Below are 15,618 nucleotides of genomic sequence, written 5' to 3'. Positions count from 1 at the left end.
ATGCTTCGTTTATTGTTCTGGATTGCCCTGATCTTCGCCGCCATCTGGCTCTGGCGCAAACTCAAGGCCCCCGCCTCGTCCGCCCGATCGCCGCGCGAACAGGACGCGCCGCCGATGGTGCGTTGCGCCCACTGCGGCGTGCACCTGCCGCGCGACCGCGCGCTGGGCAACCAGCAACTGTGGTATTGCAGCCAGGCTCATCTCGAGCAAGGCCCGGGCGCCAGTGGTCGCTGAGGCCGTCAACGCCGACCAGAAACAGGCGCAGCGTCTGCTGCGCCTTTATCACCTGTACCGTTTAAGTGTCGGCATCACTCTGGTGTTGCTGATCTCCAGCAACATGGACAACCGCCTGCTGACGTCGGCCAACGACGATCTGCTGCGCGGTGGCAGCTGGCTGTACCTGATCATCAATATGCTGCTGGTGGTGTTTCTCGAAAACACCCGGCGCCCGGCGCAGTTGTTCACCCTGGCCCTCGTCGACGTGCTGCTGTTGTGCGGCCTGTTCTATGCGGCCGGCGGCGTGGCCAGTGCGCTGGGCAATCTGCTGGTGGTCTCGGTGGCAATCAGCAACACCCTGCTGCGCCGACGCATCGGCCTGCTGATTGCCGCCATCGCGGCGATCGGCATTGTCGGCCTGAGTTTTCTGCTGGGGCTCAGCCGCCCCTTGAGCGCCAACGCGTACCTGCAAGCCGGCACCCTCGGCGCGCTGTGCTTCGCCGCCTCATTGCTGGTGCAAGGGCTGATTCGTCGCCTCGAAGTCAGCGAGACCCTGGCCGAACAACGCGCCAGCGAGGTGGTCAGCCTGGAGGCGTTGAATGCGTTGATCCTGCAACGCATGCGCACCGGCATTCTGGTACTCGACGAACAACGCCGGGTACAACTGGCCAATCACAGTGCGCAGAGTCTGCTCGGCCATAGTCACCTGCAAGGTCATTTGATCGACGAATATTCGCCAGCACTCGTCGAGCGCCTGCAACTGTGGCGCAACAACCCGACCTTGCGCCCGCAGAGTCTGAAAATCCCCGGCAATGGCCTTGAGCTGCAACCCAGCTTCATCGCTCTCGAGCAGAGTCCGAACCAGCAGACGCTGGTGTTTCTCGAAGACCTCGCGCAAATCACCCAACAAGCCCAGCAACTCAAGCTCGCTGCGCTCGGGCGTTTGACCGCCGGCATCTCCCATGAAATTCGCAATCCACTGGGCGCGATCAGTCATGCCGCGCAGCTGTTGGCCGAGTCCGAGGAACTCGATAGCGCAGATCGACGTCTGACGCAGATTATTCAAGACCACTCCCAGCGCATGAACCGAGTCATCGAAAACGTCCTGCAACTGTCCCGCCGCCAGCAAAGCGCGCCGCAACGGCTGGACCTCAAGCCGTGGCTGGAAGACTTCGTCGGCGAAACCCGCGAGCAGGCCACCGAACGCCAGCACATTCATCTGCGAATCAATTCCGGCGATTTCACCACACTGATGGACCCCAACCAGCTGCGGCAGATTCTCGACAATCTGATCCGCAACGCCTGGCGTCACAGTGCCCAACTGCACGAGCAGGCCGACGTCTGGCTGGCACTGTTCGTCGACCCCGACAGCCAATTGGCAGTGCTCGAAGTGCAGGACAACGGCCCCGGCGTGTCGGCCGATGAACAGGCGCATCTGTTTGAGCCGTTCTTCACTACGAGCAGTCAGGGCACCGGTCTTGGCCTTTATCTGTCCCGTGAGCTGTGCGAAAGCAACCAGGCACGCCTAGACTTCAAATCACGCCAAGGCGGCGGCTGCTTTTGCATCACTTTTGCTCACGGACGGAAACAAAGTTGAATACAAGCCCACGGCAAAAAATTCTAATCGTCGACGACGAACCGGATATCCGCGAGCTCCTGGAAATCACCCTGGGACGGATGAAACTCGAGACCTTCAGCGCACGCAATCTGGGCGAGGCTCAGGCGCTGTTGCAGCGCGAGCACTTTGACCTGTGCCTGACCGACATGCGCCTGCCCGACGGCACCGGGCTGGAGCTGGTGCAACACATTCAGCAACGCGATCCAAACCTGCCAGTGGCGATGATCACTGCGTACGGAAGCCTGGAAACGGCCATCAATGCATTGAAGGCCGGGGCGTTCGATTTCCTCACCAAACCGGTGGAGCTGCCGCGCCTGCGTGAACTGGTCAGCTCGGCGCTGCGCCTGCCGACAGCGGTCGGCTTGAGCACGGCAATCGAGCGACGCTTGCTGGGCGATTCGCCGCCGATGGCCAATCTGCGCAAGCAGATCGACAAGCTCGCACGCAGTCAGGCGCCGGTGTACATCAGTGGTGAATCCGGCAGCGGCAAAGAACTGGTCGCGCGTCTGATTCACGAACAAGGCCCGCGCGCCAGCCAGCCGTTTGTGCCGGTGAACTGCGGGGCAATTCCGTCGGAACTGATGGAAAGCGAATTTTTCGGCCACCGCAAAGGCAGCTTCACCGGTGCCGTCGAAGACAAGCCGGGGCTATTCCAGGCGGCCCATGGCGGCACTCTGTTTCTCGATGAAGTCGCCGACCTGCCGCTGTCGATGCAGGTAAAACTGCTGCGGGCGATTCAGGAAAAAGCCGTGCGCAGCGTCGGCGGCCAGCAAGAAACGGTGGTCGACGTACGCATCCTTTGCGCCACGCACAAAGACCTTGAAGCCGAAGTTTCGGCCGAACGCTTCCGCCAGGATCTGTATTACCGGCTCAACGTCATCGAACTGCGCGTGCCGTCCCTGCGCGAACGCCGCGACGACATCGAGGCGCTTGCCATGCACGTACTCAAGCGCCTGGCCAAAGACACCGGACAACCCGAAGCGCGCCTGCACCCGCAAGCGCTGGAGGCGCTGAAGAACTATCGCTTTCCCGGCAACGTGCGCGAACTGGAGAATGTTCTCGAACGCGCGCACACCCTGTGTGAAAACCGCACGATCGAAGCGCAGGATCTGCGTTTGAGCGAAGGCAATTGCACGGCGGACGGGGCGATGGCCGATCTGACGCAGATCGACAATCTCGAGGATTATCTGGAGAGCGTCGAGAGGAAGCTGATTTTGCAGGCGCTGGAGGAAACCCGCTGGAACCGCACGGCGGCGGCGCAGCGGTTGAGTCTGTCGTTCAGGTCGATGCGTTATCGGCTGAAGAAATTGGGACTGGATTGAAGGCCCCTTCGCGAGCAGGCTCGCTCCCACATTTGGAATGAGTATTCCTGTGGGAGCGAGCCTGCTCGCGAAGGCGGTCTACCAGCCTCTGACTAAATCCGGCCCTCAGGCGCATACGGCGCCGGATCAATAATCGGCGCTCGCCCCAACATCACATCGGCAAACAACTGACACGATGCCGGCGCCAGCACCAGCCCGTTGCGGTAATGCCCGCAGTTCAGCCACAACCCCTCGAACCCCGGCACCCGGCCAATAAAGGGAACCCCTTCCGGCGACCCCGGCCGCAGCCCGGCCCAGTGCCCGACTACCTCGGCATCCGCCAACGCCGGCAGCAATTCGATCGCCGAGGCCTTGAGGCTTTGCAGCGCTACATCGGTCGGGGTCTTGTCGTAACCTTCGTGCTCCAGCGTGCTGCCGATCAGAATGTGACCGTCGCGACGCGGGATCGCATAACGTCCCTTGGCCAGCACCATGCTCGGCAGGAAATCAGCCGCGCACTTATAGAGAATCATCTGGCCTTTGACCGGCTCGACCGGCAACGTCAGGCTCAGCGTCTTGAGCAGATCGCCGCTCCACGCCCCCGCCGTCAGCACAAACTCGTCGCCGCTCATCACCCCAGTGGAGGTTTGCACGCCAACCACGCGCTCGCCCTCGCGGACGAAACCACTGACTTCGCATTGCTCGTGAATCGTCACGTTCGGCAGCGCCAGCAGCGCGGCTTTCAGCGATTTGACCAGCCGTGGATTGCGCACGTTGGCGACTTCGGCCATGTAGATCGCTCGGCTGAAACCGCTGCCGAGCACCGGCACCGCGTCATGTGCCGCCGAGATATCCACAGCCCGCAGCGGCCGATTTTCCCGCGCGGCCCAGGCCAGGGCTGCGGCTTCATCGTCCAGATCCAGCCAATACAGACCAGTGGTGTGCACCTCAGGATCAACCCCAGTGTCGGCAAACAACCGCTCGCCGAGCTGTGGATAAAAATCCTGCGACCAATGCGCCAGCGCGGTGACTGCCGGACTGTAGCGCCACGGGTATAACGGCGAGACGATGCCGCCGCCAGCCCAGGACGATTCCTGGCCGACATTCGAGCGATCCAGCAGCACCACGCTGCGCACTTCGGAGGCGAGATTGTAGGCAGTGAGCAGGCCAATCACCCCGCCGCCGACAATCACCACTTGCTGTTGCCTGGTCATGTTTGATCCAACCGTAAAAAAGACAGTGGGCGCAAAAGGCGCCCGAAAAAGAATGCGTCAGCGGCCCCAGCAATCCTTGGCGGTCACTCCGGTGGTCGCGTTGTTCATGCTTCGCACGCCGGTATTGGTCAGGGTGAAATCCCCGCATTTGTCGGTGGCCATGGCCGAGCCGGTTTTACGCACCGCGGTCAGCACAAAGGTCTGGTCGGTCAGCGTCGGGGTGATGGTGTAGAAATCATTGCCCGGGCTCAGTCCGGTGACGCCGGTGTAGACATTGTTGCGGGTGTAGAAGCGTTCGAGGGTCTGCGCCTGCTCCGAGAGCAGCGAGACCACTTCGGCGCGACGGCCCTTCCTCACGTATTCGTTGTAGCTGGGGATACTGATGGTGAGGATGATCCCGATAATCGCGATGACGATCATGATCTCGATCAGGGTAAAACCTCGGCTGGTTCTGCGCATGCCTCAAATTCTCGCTTACTGGATTTGTCGCCACATGATACGACGGCTGCCGCCGCCACCTTTTTCCACAATGACCGTGACCGCGCCGCTGGTGTCAGTCGTGCCCTTGCGCTCGCCGTTAGCGGAGATGAAGTTCAGGGTCGGAATGCCGCCGGTAAAAATCACGCCACTGGATATCGTATCGTTGCTGTCGACCAAACGGTCACCGGTGGTGTCGATCACGGCGTAGTTGAGCATCTTACCGTTGAACGCATCGAGTTCGACCAGTCGGCCCGTACCAAAACTCGAACAAGGGTCGGTGGTATCGACGCTGGCAGTGGTGAAAACAACTCGCCCCAATACAATACTGGCCTGATTGATCACGCGTTCACCGGTCTGCACGTTGTTATACACCAGCGGCAGATACCAGCCTTTCTCTGCCGGATACGTCGTTTCATTCTGGCTGGTGGTCAGAAACTGCCCGGAACTGCCGGAGAACGAGCCGGTAATCGCCTGTGCCTGCAAGCTGCTAACGGTGATTTGCCCTGAGCCTCCTTCCGCATCCCAGATCGAATAGAACGCCTGCAGATCCTTGTTGGTCTTGTCGGCGGTTTCGTTGAACTTGCCGGTGCCGAAAAACACCTGCTTGCCGCCCTGTGGGTTATCCGCCAGCAGCGGTTGCGCAGTGATCGGCTGCGTTGCCCCACCCGGGGCTGTAAACAAAGGCTTGCCGGCAAACGCCACGCCCCAGTTTTCTGCCCCGGGTGCGCTCAAGTCGAATTTCCACATACGCCCCTTCAGGTCACCAGCGTAGGCAGCCTGCACCACGTTCGAGGAATTGACCCTGAGTTTTACCGAAGACAGACCGTTGCCGGTTTCCGTGCTGTCGATGACGATTTTCCTGATCAGCGAACCATCCAGCGCATCCAGCACATACAACGCTGCAACCCCCGAATTGCTGCCGTAACCATTGGCGATGAATGTCGCCCAGCGACCATTGGCCAAGCGTGCCACTTCCGGACGCGCGTAGGCGTAACCCAGATCATTGAAAGCATTCGCCGTGTTGGCCGTGGCCGGCGCACTGACTTCCCACAGTGCCCTGATCACGTTACCTGCCGAGGCATCGAACAGTTGCAGCCCATAGAAGGTTTTGCCGCCGGCCCCCGTTCCGCCAATGGCCAGGGTTTTCCAGGTGGTACCGGCCTGCGCATCGAACACGCCGACCTGACCATCCACCAGAAATTTGTGGCTGACGCCGTTGATGTAGTTGGTGTCCGCGATCAGTCGCAGGAAAGGCAGCACGCTGGAGGGCATATAGGCATAACGGCGGGTGCCGTTCGTCGAATTGATCACGTTGACGAAACCGTCGTTGGCGTTCACCACCAGACTGGTGTTCATGTTCGCAGCCTTGGTCGTCAGGTAGTTGGTGTAACTGCTGTCACCCGTCAGATCGGATGCGGTCTTGTCTGAAGGCGACGCGAGCACCAGCGGCGAATTGATGATGTCGCCCAGCAGCGCAGTGCGCACTTTGAGCCCGGCCTTGTTGGTCCCCTTGCTCCACTCCACCAGTTCAGTACCGCTGATACCGGTGGGCAGGCCCTGATTCAGCGTGTTCTGCTGGGCTGGGGAAAAGTTGCCGAATGCCAGAGCAATGGGCGTGTTGCTCAAGGTGTTCCATGACTGGAAAGTCGGCGCTGTGGCAGAGGGCACGATGGTGGTGTCGGTCGACCATTGCGCCGCCGAGGTATTTACCGTGCCAGTCGAGGTAAAGCCGAACGACCTGATCGTGCCGCGCCAATCCTTGGGATCGTAGGTTGACTGGTAAAAACTGCTGCCACTGGTCAACGTACTGCTGCTGGCAACACCGGCACCACCGGAGCCGGCCTTGGAAGTGATATCGCTCAATGCCGACGATAACGCCGCATTGAGCCCGGAGCTGTCGGTCGCCTGGTAGTACCTGCCCTGCCCGTAACTGGCGGCGTCGGACAACATGTCGTTATCCGCCGCGAAACCCACGGTGTAGGTGTTCATGTTCTGCCGGGGAAAATCCACCGCGTTCCAGCTCTTGCCTGCTGCGTCAGTACCGGTCGTACGCATGTCGATGTCGAAGGCGAATTTGGCGATGTCATCCAGATAAAGCGTGTCGCCTTCACCGTCACCGTTGAGGTTGTCGCCATCGTTATTCACGCCATCCCAGTTCGGTAGCCGGCTGCCTCCCAGCGGATCGTTGGTCGGGAAGGTACGGTCATAGGTTGGCAAGCCATCGGTAATCACCACGCCGTAGTTTTTCTGGCAGCGGTATTGAATCGGACTGGTATAGCTCGCCGGCGTGCCGTTGTAGTAAGGCGCCAACCCACGCATGTAGCGCGTGACTTCGTAATAGCTCTCGGCCAATGGCGTGTTGGCCACGGCGTTCAAGCCGTTGATCGATGAGATCAGCGCGTTGTAGTTGGTGTCTGCCTGGGCCTGGGTGACGCTGCCCGCGACGGGTGACAAATCGGTGATCGAGCGAGCGATGAAACCGCCGTTGCCCGGGTTGCTGCTGGTCGCCGGATTGAATGTCGACAGGCCCATGCGCAAGGTGCGGTTGCTGCTCACCAGTGCGGTGGAAACGTTGCGCGCCACGTTCATCCGGTAATCGTTGGGAATCGCCCCCGTAGTGAAGTCGCGGGTGCCGGTGCTGTTGGCGAGGCTGACTATGTAGGAAATGTAATCGGCGGAATACCGAGTGTTCTCGTTGCCTACCGGGTCTGGGAGCTTGAGGCACAACGGCGCCACGCTGTTGTTGTAGAACGCATAGGCGCCTCCCGAGCACCCGGAAGTCGGCAGGCTCGATAGAAACACCGTGTCGCCGGTAATCTGCGGCGCGTTGAGTGCAGAGCACAAGCCGAGGAAGGCATTGCACTGCCGGGCGGGAGTGCGGTTGACGTTCGGGTCGAATCCGGCGGCGTAGATGATGCTGTTCATACTGCCGGAGTCGTCGATCAGCAGCATCACGTTTGGCGCCACCGCAGCCGCGCTCAGCAATGGCGAATCGGAAGGCGTGAAAGCCCAGGCCGGTGCCGCCAGGTAGCAACTCAGGAGCATGCCGATCAGCAGCGACAGGCCGCGCTCAATACTTCGCATAGACACTCTCCACCACGCTACGCGAATTGCCGGCGATGCCGACCGCAGTGACTCGATACAACGTCGCCGAAGTGTTACTTGGTACGTTCACCGCCGTCAGGGTCGTGCCGATGTTCTGCACGCCATAAAAGCCATTACCGGCGGCGATCCAGGTCACCCCGGAGGTCGAATTGAAGCCGGCCGAGCTGACCACTGACGACTCCGCCGGCGGCAGACATTGGGTCGTGCCGCTGCACACCGCCAACGAGTAACTGTCCAGCTGCACCGCACTTTCGCCGATACGCAACGCCGCTTCCGCAGCCTGAAACGATTGATTGCGCAGGCTTACGCTGCCGGCCATTTTCTCTTGCAGGTTGGCACTCTGCATCGAGGACAAACCGATCAATGTGAGCAACAGCAGAAACACCAGGCTCACCAACAGGACCATGCCGCGCTGGGCCTGACGTTGTTGCAAGGAAATCCTCATCGCCGCCCCCTCATGGCAAGCGGTTGCGCAATGCCGCAACCACGTTGAAGGTTTGATTGCGCACCCGATTGTTCGGGTCGGTGAGGGTCAGGCTCAGGCGCACGCTGCGGATGCGCGCCGGATCGCCGGGGTTGCTGCTGTACGTTGAAGCTGCGACGTCGGTCGCGGAGCTGGCCAGACCGAATGTGACGTTGAAGGCGCTGACGTTGTTCACCAGCACTTGCTGCGCCGGATTGCCGCTGCCGGTGCCCATGAGGATCTGGTTATTGCTGAAGCTGTAGATCAGGCGCCGGATCGGGAACGCGATCTGCCCCGTGGTCGGGCTGCGCAATCCGCTGTAGGCGACCGCGCTGTTACGACAATCGGAAATCACTGTCCAGGTCGGCGTTCCCCCGCCGCTGCCGACATCGGCGGTGACCATGGTCAGCTTGAGACTGGCGTTATCCCAGCTGATCGGGATGAGTTGCGCAGTGTTGAAATCCCCTGCTGAGCTGGAGTCGACGATGGTGCCGAGGCAGCCGAACATGCCGACCATACGGATTTCCTGAATCATTTTGCTGAGGACGAAGCGCGCATCTTCCTGCATCGCTGCGGCGCTGTTCTGACTGACGTAAGTGTTTTTTGCGGCGATGAAAATCTGTACCACGCCGAGCACGACGATCAGCCCCAAAGCCAGGGCAATCAGCAACTCGATCAGGCCGAAACCACGGCTGGTGTGCTTCATGGCGTGGCCACCGGATCGACCGCCGCCCGGCTGGTCAGGACGAAACTGCGCTGGGCACTGGCAGAGTTGGCCGCGCGCGCATCGCTCCAGGTAATGGTGATGGTGTAGACCCGCTGATTGAGGGTGATGCTGCCCGTCGCGGTCGGGCCGCCGAAGTTGGCGATATTGGTGGTGAAGTCGTAGAGGTCCTGGTCCCGCGCATTACTCAGATTGCCCGAGGTCGGCGGCGTAACGGTGTAGTTGGCGCCGGAATTGGCGCGGATGCGATCCATCATGTCATAGGCGATGAAACTGGCCTGACTGGTCATCCGCGAACTGTCGGTGTACTTCAGCGCATTGAGCTGCACCGCCGCTGCGCCCAACAGCCCGACGGTAAGAATCAGCAACGCGACCAGCACTTCGATCAGCGTCATGCCCTCCTGTGCGTTTTTGCTCCCTGCCCTCATCCGCAATTTCCACCCAGTTGAATGCGTCCGTTCAAACACACGTTCAGCGTCCTGCTTTGCGTGCCCAGCGTGTAACCGATGACCACCGCCGTCGACGGTGCCGCCAGACCGCCGAGGTTGTTGAAATCCAGTGCGGTCACTCCTGAGGGTAGCGTCAGAGTCGCGCCACTGCTCATTGCTGGAACAACCCGCAACACATTGGCCGGATTGCCAGTACTGTCGTAGACCGCCAGTTCACCGGTCCAGACACTGCCGCCAGCGGTCGGACGCAGACGCGTGGTCACGCCGCGATTGATTGCCTCGAGGCGAGCGAAATTGATTGCCCGCTGCAAGTCGCCGACTTCGGTATCCGCCTTGCTGCTCTGGATCGTACGGGTAAAGGCCGGCACCGCCAGCGTGATCAGTATCAGGAACACCGCAATGGCGACCAGCAACTCGACCAGCGTGAAACCTTTTGTACGAAGATCCATCGGTGCCCTCCGTTGCCGTCGGCTATACCTGCTTTTACACGCTAGAACATTCGCTCGGCACGCGCCGACTGATTTGCCCTGCGCGGCGCACGGATTGCGCTGCTCATACCATTCCACGGAGGGATTTTTCATGCCGCAACACGGTTTCAGCCTGATTGAACTGCTTATGGGACTGGCGATTGGCGCAATTGTTCTGCTGCTGGTCAGCCCGGCGTTCGCCGCGCTCAAGCAAGCGACTCAGCGCGACCACGCAGCGCAGTCGCTGCTCGAGGGCATCCGCCACGCTCGCACCCTGGCTATGACCCACAATCAAAGTGTGGTGATCCATGGCATTGACGGCGACTGGAGTCAGGGTTGGCGAATCATTCTGGATCTTAGCGGCAAGGGGCCGGAGGACAGCAGCAATCCGCTGCTGGTGGAGCGCGCCAGTGAGGCGAAGGTGGCGATTGTCGGCAATTGGTGGGTGAGCCGCTACGTGCGGTTCAGTCATTTGGGGCAACCGCTGATGCCGGGACGGCGATTTCAGGCGGGGACAATACACATCTGCTCGCCGCGCGAACCGGTCAGCCAGCGGCAGATCGTGCTGGCGGCGACCGGTCGCGTGCGCCTGGGCAGTCAGGAGACTGAACAGGCGCTGTGCGACAAAGGCAGAAGCGTCAGATCGAACGGACGCGCAGCTCTTTCGGCATCGAGAACGTGATGTTTTCCTCACGGCCAGCCAGCTCATCGGCACCGGTCGCGCCCCAGGCCTGCAATTGCTGGATCACGCCCCGGACCAGCACTTCCGGTGCCGAGGCGCCAGCGGTAATGCCAATACGCTCGACGCCGTCGAACCAGCTCTGTTGCAGGTCCTCGGCACCGTCGATCAGGTACGCCGGAGTCGCCATGCGCTCAGCCAATTCGCGCAGGCGATTGGAGTTGGAGCTGTTCGGGCTGCCGACCACCAGTACCACGTCGCACTCGTCGGCCAGTTGCTTGACGGCATCCTGGCGGTTTTGTGTGGCGTAGCAGATGTCGTCCTTGCGCGGACCACCGATGGCCGGGAAGCGCGTGCGCAGGGCATCGATCACACGGCTGGTATCGTCCATCGACAAGGTTGTCTGGGTGACGAAGGCGAGTCTTTCCGGATCGCGCACCTGCAATGCGGCCACGTCCTTTTCGTCTTCGACGAGGTAGATCGCGCCGCCGTTGCTGGCATCGTACTGGCCCATGGTGCCTTCAACTTCCGGGTGACCGGCGTGGCCGATCAGGATGCACTCGCGACCGTCGCGGCTGTATTTGGCGACCTCGATGTGCACCTTGGTCACCAGCGGGCAGGTTGCATCGAAGACTTTCAGGCCACGACCTGCAGCTTCGTTGCGCACGGCTTGGGAAACACCGTGGGCGCTGAAGATGACGATCACGTCATCGGGCACCTGATCGAGCTCTTCGACGAAAATCGCGCCACGGCTGCGCAGGTCTTCGACGACGAACTTGTTGTGCACCACTTCATGACGCACATAGATCGGCGGCCCGAAGACTTCCAGGGCGCGGTTGACGATTTCGATCGCCCGGTCCACACCGGCGCAGAAGCCACGGGGGTTGGCGAGTTTGATTTGCATGCTGTGCCTCGTGTCTTGCGCGCGAAAACAATGGAAAAACAGACTGTGGAGACCTGCTTGTTGTGGCGAGGGGAATCATCCCCGCTCGGCTGCGTAGCAGTCGCAGACCTTCAACGGACTTATCTCAGAATCCGTTGACTGGTCTGGGGGCGCTTCGCACCCCAGCGGGGATGAATCCCCTCGCCACAGAAGCTCACTCCTGCATTTTTAGATCGCTTTGACGGAAATGATTTCCACGTCAAAGGTCAACGTCTTGCCCGCCAGTGGATGGTTGAAGTCGACGGTGACTTGCGTGTCGTCGAATTCCTTCACTACACCTGGCAATTCAGTATTGGCCGCATCGTTGAAGATCACCAGCAGACCCGGCGACAACTCCATGTCGTTGAACTGCGAACGCGGGATGGTCTGCACGTTCTGCGGGTTTGGCTGTCCGAAAGCGTTTTCCGGCTCAACGGTCACTGTGCGCCTGTCGCCGGCCTTGAAGCCAAACAGTGCGGCTTCGAAACCCGGCAGCAGGTTGCCATCGCCGACCTTGAAGGTCGCCGGGGCCTTGTCGAAGGTACTGTCGACGGTGTCACCGTTTTCCAGGCGCAAGGCAAAGTGCAGGGTGACTTCGGTGTTCTGGCCGATGCGTTGCTCAGTCGATTGCGGTTCAGTCATGAGCAGCCTCTTCGGTTTTCTTCGATTTGAACATGTCCAGTGCCAGCATGATCGCGCCAACGGTGATCGCGCTGTCGGCAATGTTGAACGCCGGGAAATACCAGCGGTTCTGCCAGTGCACCAGAATGAAGTCGATCACATGGCCCAGGGCAATGCGGTCATACAGGTTGCCCAGCGCGCCACCCAGCACCAGTGCCAGGGCGACGGCCAGCCAGGTGTCGTTGCGCCCCAAACGCTTGAGCCAGACCACCAGCACGGCACTGACGGCAATGGCGATCAGCGCAAACAGCCAGCGCTGCCAGCCGGAGCTGTCGGCGAGGAAGCTGAACGCAGCGCCGGTGTTGTAGGCCAGCGTCCAGCTGAACAGATCGGGAATGATCACGATCTGCTGGAACATTTCGAGCCTGGCTTCGAAGTAGAACTTGCTGGCCTGGTCAATGACCAGGACCAGCAGGCTCAACCACAGCCAGCTCAGCCGTCCGAAACGGCCAATGGCATCAGGCATAGTGACGAACCTCGCCAGCACCGCTGATGTTGTCGACGCAACGACCGCAGATTTCCGGATGCTCCGGGTTCACGCCGACGTCTTCGCGGCAATGCCAGCACCGCGCGCATTTCGGGAACGCCGATTTGACGATCTTCAGTTTCAGACCGCTGACTTCGGTGGCCACTGCATCGGCCGGAGCCTGCACGAATGGTGCAACGCTGGCAGTCGAGGTGATCAGGACAAAGCGCAGCTCGTTGCTCAGCTTGGCCAGGTCGGCGCTCAGCGCCTCTTCGGCAAACAGCGTCACTTCGGCCTGCAGGTTGCCACCGACGGCTTTCGCCGCACGCTGGATTTCCATCTCTTTGTTGACCGCGACTTTCACTTCCATGATGCGATCCCAGTAGGCGCGCCCCAGCTCGAAGCCTTCCGGCAGCTCGGTCAGGCCTTCATACCAGGTGTTGAGCATGACCGACTCGTTACGCTCGCCCGGCAGGTATTGCCACAGCTCGTCGGCAGTGAAGGCGAGGATCGGCGCGATCCAGCGCACCAGCGCCTCGGAGATGTGGAACAGCGCGGTCTGGCACGAGCGACGGGCCTTGCTGTCGGCACCGGTGGTGTACTGGCGGTCCTTGATGATGTCGAGGTAGAAACCGCCCAGCTCCTGCACGCAGAAGTTGTGGATCTTCGAGTAGACGTTCCAGAAACGATATTCGCCGTAATGCTCTTGCAACTCGCGTTGCAGCAGCAGCGTGCGATCCACCGCCCAGCGATCCAGCGCCAGCATGTCTTCGGCCGGCAGCAGGTCGGTGGCCGGGTTGAAACCGGTCAGGTTGGAAAGCAGGAAGCGCGCGGTGTTACGGATACGACGATAGGCATCGGCGCTGCGGGTCAGGATCTGATCCGACACAGCGATTTCGCCAGAGTAGTCGGTCGACGCGACCCAAAGACGCATGATGTCGGCGCCCAGCGTATCGTTGATCTTCTTCGGCTCAATCACGTTTTTCAGCGACTTGGACATCTTGCGGCCGGACTCGTCCACGGTGAAGCCGTGCGTCAGCAGTTCGCGGTACGGCGCGTGGTTGTCGATGGCGCAACCGGTCAGCAACGAGGAGTGGAACCAGCCACGGTGCTGGTCGGAACCTTCCAGGTAGAGGTCGGCACGCGGGCCGCTCTCGTGGCCCATCGGGTGCGAACCGCGCAGAACGTGCCAGTGCGTGGTGCCGGAGTCGAACCAGACGTCGAGGGTGTCGCTGATCTTGTCGTATTGCGGCGCTTCATCGCCCAGCAGTTCGGCGGCGTCGAGTTTGAACCAGGCTTCGATGCCTTCGACTTCAACGCGTTTGGCGACTTCTTCCATCAGCTCGACGGTACGCGGGTGCAGCTCGCCGCTTTCCTTGTTGAGGAAGAACGGGATCGGCACGCCCCAGTTGCGCTGACGCGAGATGCACCAGTCCGGACGGTTGGCGATCATCGAATGCAGACGCGCCTGGCCCCAGGCCGGAACGAACTTGGTGTCTTCGATGGCTTTGAGCGAGCGCACGCGCAGGGTGTCGCCGCTGGTTGGCTCCTTGTCCATGCCGATGAACCACTGCGCAGTAGCGCGGTAGATCAGCGGGGTCTTGTGGCGCCAGCAGTGCATGTAGCTGTGTTCGATGACGGTGGTGTGCATCAGCGCACCGACTTCGGTCAGTTTTTCGACGATAGCCGGGTTGGCCTTCCAGATGAACTGGCCGCCGAAGAATTCCAGCGACGGCACGTATACGCCGTTGCTCTGCACCGGGTTGAGGATGTCATCGTTGACCATGCCGTATTTCTTGCAGGTCACGAAGTCGTCCACGCCGTAAGCGGGGGCGGAGTGAACCACGCCGGTGCCTGCGCCCAGTTCGACGTAGTCAGCCAGGTACACCGGCGACAGACGATCGTAGAACGGGTGACGGAAGTTGATCAGCTCCAGCTCTTTACCGGTGGTGGTGGCGATGACCGAACCTTCCACGCCATAGCGCGCCAGGCAGGCTTCGACCAGCTCTTCAGCCAGCACCAGCAGCTTGTCGCCGATATCGACCAGGGCGTAGTTGAATTCAGGGTGCACGTTCAGCGCCTGGTTGGCCGGGATGGTCCACGGGGTGGTGGTCCAGATCACGATCGCAGCAGGTTTGCTCAGCGAGGCCAGACCGAACGCGGCAGCCAGTTTGGCTTCATCAGCGATCGGGAACGCAACGTCGATGGTCGAGGACTTCTTGTTCTCGTACTCGACTTCCGCTTCAGCCAGAGCCGAACCGCAATCGAAGCACCAGTTCACCGGCTTGAGGCCCTTGAAGACGAAACCGCCCTTGACGATTTCGGCGAGGGCGCGGATTTCACCGGCCTCGTTCTTGAAGTCCATGGTCTTGTACGGGTTGGCGAAATCGCCGAGCACGCCGAGACGGATGAACTCGGACTTCTGCCCTTCGATCTGCTCGGTGGCGTAGGCACGGCACAGCTCGCGGGTCTTATCCGCGCCGAGGTTCTTGCCGTGGGTCACTTCAACCTTGTGCTCGATCGGCAGGCCATGGCAATCCCAGCCCGGGACATACGGCGCGTCGAAACCCGACAGGGTTTTCGAGCGGATGATCATGTCCTTGAGAATCTTGTTCAGTGCGTGACCGATGTGGATCGTGCCGTTGGCGTACGGAGGGCCGTCGTGCAGGACGAACTTCGGACGATCCTTGCCAATCTCGCGCAACTTTCCGTACAGGCCAATACTGTCCCAGCGCTGCAGGATCTGCGGTTCGCGCTGTGGCAGGCCGGCCTTCATTGGGAAGGCGGTGTCCGGAAGGTTTAGCGTGGCTTTATAGTCGGTCATTTAAGGCTC

15 protein-coding genes are annotated in these 15,618 nt (G+C 60.8%); 4 read left to right on the top strand and 11 right to left on the bottom strand.

Annotation, left to right across the window (positions count from 1 at the left end; genetic code table 11):
- The 3 genes from J2Y39_RS24495 to J2Y39_RS24485 are packed head-to-tail and all read left to right on the top strand — an operon-like array spanning window position 1 to window position 3,156.
- On the top strand, window positions 1–234 hold the full coding sequence (locus J2Y39_RS24495) for a PP0621 family protein (protein WP_236168696.1): 234 nt from the start codon (window positions 1–3) through the stop codon (window positions 232–234).
- The gene (locus tag J2Y39_RS24490) at window positions 224–1,813 is read left to right on the top strand and encodes an ATP-binding protein (RefSeq protein WP_310220193.1); all 1,590 of its coding nucleotides are present in this window, start codon (window positions 224–226) and stop codon (window positions 1,811–1,813) included. The genes J2Y39_RS24495 and J2Y39_RS24490 overlap by 11 nt, the downstream gene beginning before the upstream one ends.
- On the top strand, window positions 1,810–3,156 hold the full coding sequence (locus tag J2Y39_RS24485; protein WP_310220191.1) for a sigma-54 dependent transcriptional regulator: 1,347 nt from the start codon (window positions 1,810–1,812) through the stop codon (window positions 3,154–3,156). The genes J2Y39_RS24490 and J2Y39_RS24485 overlap by 4 nt, the downstream gene beginning before the upstream one ends.
- A gap of 92 nt (window positions 3,157–3,248) precedes the next feature.
- Here the strand turns inward: J2Y39_RS24485 and thiO are convergent, their stop codons facing one another.
- Genes thiO through J2Y39_RS24450 form a run of 7 tightly spaced genes read right to left on the bottom strand, consistent with a single transcriptional unit; the run spans window position 3,249 to window position 10,019 of the window.
- The gene (thiO, locus tag J2Y39_RS24480) at window positions 3,249–4,349 is read right to left on the bottom strand and encodes a glycine oxidase ThiO (RefSeq protein WP_310220189.1); all 1,101 of its coding nucleotides are present in this window, start codon (window positions 4,347–4,349) and stop codon (window positions 3,249–3,251) included.
- Between the two features lie 57 nt (window positions 4,350–4,406).
- On the bottom strand, window positions 4,407–4,808 hold the full coding sequence (locus tag J2Y39_RS24475) for a type IV pilin protein (RefSeq protein WP_310220187.1): 402 nt from the start codon (window positions 4,806–4,808) through the stop codon (window positions 4,407–4,409).
- 15 nt (window positions 4,809–4,823) lie between these two features.
- Entirely contained in the window at window positions 4,824–7,913 is a 3,090-nt protein-coding gene (locus tag J2Y39_RS24470; protein ID WP_310220185.1) for a PilC/PilY family type IV pilus protein, read from the bottom strand.
- Window positions 7,900–8,379 (bottom strand): PilX N-terminal domain-containing pilus assembly protein, encoded by a 480-nt coding sequence (locus tag J2Y39_RS24465; RefSeq protein ID WP_095181844.1) that lies wholly within the window; start codon window positions 8,377–8,379, stop codon window positions 7,900–7,902. Before J2Y39_RS24465 ends, J2Y39_RS24470 begins: the two co-directional genes overlap by 14 nt.
- Window positions 8,380–8,389: 10 nt before the next feature.
- Window positions 8,390–9,103, bottom strand: coding sequence for a prepilin-type N-terminal cleavage/methylation domain-containing protein (locus J2Y39_RS24460; RefSeq protein WP_310220182.1), 714 nt, complete (start codon window positions 9,101–9,103; stop codon window positions 8,390–8,392).
- Window positions 9,100–9,549 (bottom strand): type IV pilus modification protein PilV, encoded by a 450-nt coding sequence (gene pilV, locus J2Y39_RS24455; RefSeq protein WP_024014356.1) that lies wholly within the window; start codon window positions 9,547–9,549, stop codon window positions 9,100–9,102. The genes J2Y39_RS24460 and pilV overlap by 4 nt, the downstream gene beginning before the upstream one ends.
- Complete coding sequence (locus J2Y39_RS24450; RefSeq protein ID WP_041477800.1) at window positions 9,546–10,019, bottom strand: GspH/FimT family pseudopilin; 474 nt, start codon at window positions 10,017–10,019, stop codon at window positions 9,546–9,548. The genes pilV and J2Y39_RS24450 overlap by 4 nt, the downstream gene beginning before the upstream one ends.
- 130 nt (window positions 10,020–10,149) lie before the next feature.
- On the opposite strand from J2Y39_RS24450, the gene J2Y39_RS24445 reads away from it, so the two are divergent.
- The gene (locus J2Y39_RS24445) at window positions 10,150–10,719 is read left to right on the top strand and encodes a GspH/FimT family protein (protein WP_056790489.1); all 570 of its coding nucleotides are present in this window, start codon (window positions 10,150–10,152) and stop codon (window positions 10,717–10,719) included.
- On the opposite strand, the gene ispH is transcribed toward J2Y39_RS24445, so the two are convergent.
- From ispH to ileS, 4 genes are all read right to left on the bottom strand, one after another.
- A complete protein-coding gene (gene ispH / locus J2Y39_RS24440) occupies window positions 10,676–11,620 on the bottom strand; it encodes a 4-hydroxy-3-methylbut-2-enyl diphosphate reductase (RefSeq protein WP_016773129.1) in 945 nt (314 codons plus the stop codon). The genes J2Y39_RS24445 and ispH overlap by 44 nt on opposite strands.
- A 207-nt stretch (window positions 11,621–11,827) precedes the next feature.
- Window positions 11,828–12,280 carry an FKBP-type peptidyl-prolyl cis-trans isomerase gene (gene fkpB / locus J2Y39_RS24435; protein WP_056790492.1) on the bottom strand — a complete coding sequence of 151 codons (453 nt, stop codon included), beginning with the start codon at window positions 12,278–12,280 and terminating at the stop codon, window positions 11,828–11,830.
- Window positions 12,273–12,785 (bottom strand): signal peptidase II, encoded by a 513-nt coding sequence (gene lspA, locus J2Y39_RS24430; RefSeq protein WP_150742253.1) that lies wholly within the window; start codon window positions 12,783–12,785, stop codon window positions 12,273–12,275. Before lspA ends, fkpB begins: the two co-directional genes overlap by 8 nt.
- Window positions 12,778–15,609, bottom strand: a complete 2,832-nt coding sequence (ileS, locus tag J2Y39_RS24425) for an isoleucine--tRNA ligase (protein ID WP_056790497.1) — start codon at window positions 15,607–15,609, stop codon at window positions 12,778–12,780. Before ileS ends, lspA begins: the two co-directional genes overlap by 8 nt.
- Between the last annotated feature and the right edge of the window lie 9 nt (window positions 15,610–15,618).

Source organism: Pseudomonas sp. 2957, from assembly GCF_031456345.1.
In the GTDB taxonomy this organism is placed as follows: Bacteria; Pseudomonadota; Gammaproteobacteria; order Pseudomonadales; family Pseudomonadaceae; genus Aquipseudomonas; species Aquipseudomonas siliginis.
Note: the sequence above shows the minus strand (reverse complement) of the source record. Positions and strands in the feature narration are given on the sequence as shown.

What these genes read in the sequence shown, in the direction of transcription:
- J2Y39_RS24495 (WP_236168696.1), top strand. Translation starts at nt 1, where the DNA reads ATGCTTCGTTTATTGTTCTGGATTGCCCTGATCTTCGCCGCCATCTGG.
- thiO (WP_310220189.1), bottom strand. Translation starts at nt 4,349, where the DNA reads ATGACCAGGCAACAGCAAGTGGTGATTGTCGGCGGCGGGGTGATTGGC.
- J2Y39_RS24475 (WP_310220187.1), bottom strand. Translation starts at nt 4,808, where the DNA reads ATGCGCAGAACCAGCCGAGGTTTTACCCTGATCGAGATCATGATCGTC.
- J2Y39_RS24470 (WP_310220185.1), bottom strand. Translation starts at nt 7,913, where the DNA reads ATGCGAAGTATTGAGCGCGGCCTGTCGCTGCTGATCGGCATGCTCCTG.
- J2Y39_RS24465 (WP_095181844.1), bottom strand. Translation starts at nt 8,379, where the DNA reads ATGAGGATTTCCTTGCAACAACGTCAGGCCCAGCGCGGCATGGTCCTG.
- J2Y39_RS24460 (WP_310220182.1), bottom strand. Translation starts at nt 9,103, where the DNA reads ATGAAGCACACCAGCCGTGGTTTCGGCCTGATCGAGTTGCTGATTGCC.
- pilV (WP_024014356.1), bottom strand. Translation starts at nt 9,549, where the DNA reads ATGAGGGCAGGGAGCAAAAACGCACAGGAGGGCATGACGCTGATCGAA.
- J2Y39_RS24450 (WP_041477800.1), bottom strand. Translation starts at nt 10,019, where the DNA reads ATGGATCTTCGTACAAAAGGTTTCACGCTGGTCGAGTTGCTGGTCGCC.
- J2Y39_RS24445 (WP_056790489.1), top strand. Translation starts at nt 10,150, where the DNA reads ATGCCGCAACACGGTTTCAGCCTGATTGAACTGCTTATGGGACTGGCG.
- ispH (WP_016773129.1), bottom strand. Translation starts at nt 11,620, where the DNA reads ATGCAAATCAAACTCGCCAACCCCCGTGGCTTCTGCGCCGGTGTGGAC.
- fkpB (WP_056790492.1), bottom strand. Translation starts at nt 12,280, where the DNA reads ATGACTGAACCGCAATCGACTGAGCAACGCATCGGCCAGAACACCGAA.
- lspA (WP_150742253.1), bottom strand. Translation starts at nt 12,785, where the DNA reads ATGCCTGATGCCATTGGCCGTTTCGGACGGCTGAGCTGGCTGTGGTTG.
- ileS (WP_056790497.1), bottom strand. Translation starts at nt 15,609, where the DNA reads ATGACCGACTATAAAGCCACGCTAAACCTTCCGGACACCGCCTTCCCA.